Source organism: Paenibacillus sp. KS1, assembly GCF_001680695.1.
Classification (GTDB): Bacteria; Bacillota; Bacilli; order Paenibacillales; family Paenibacillaceae; genus Paenibacillus_B; species Paenibacillus_B suaedae.
In genome coordinates this window covers 1-302 of record NZ_MAIS01000359.1, presented here as the reverse complement: position 1 = coordinate 302, position 302 = coordinate 1, and the positions used below count along the sequence as shown (strand labels likewise).

Below are 302 nucleotides of genomic sequence, written 5' to 3'. Positions count from 1 at the left end.
GGAAAGATTCAATATTTGGTTCAATCGGATTGTGATTCATAAATGCAAATCCCATTTGCTCAATAGTAAATTAATTGTCTACATCGATGATGAAGAAGTTAAGGGACTTGTGAAATGCCAAACGACGGAAGAGAATTTGGAGTTGCAAGCCTTTATGAGACAACAGTCGCCAATGACGCGATTGCTTATTCAACTGAAGTATGTAGAAGGATATACGATAGAAGAAATTACGGAGATGACGGAAATGCCGCTCAACACTATCAAAGCGAAAATTGATAACACGATCAAGCTGTTTAAACAGA

1 protein-coding gene is annotated in these 302 nt (G+C 37.4%); it reads left to right on the top strand.

Annotation, left to right across the window (positions count from 1 at the left end; all coding sequences use genetic code 11):
* Positions 1 to 302, top strand: a 302-nt coding sequence (locus BBG47_RS30345) for an RNA polymerase sigma factor (RefSeq protein WP_368072473.1), incomplete at both ends; no start/stop codon positions are given.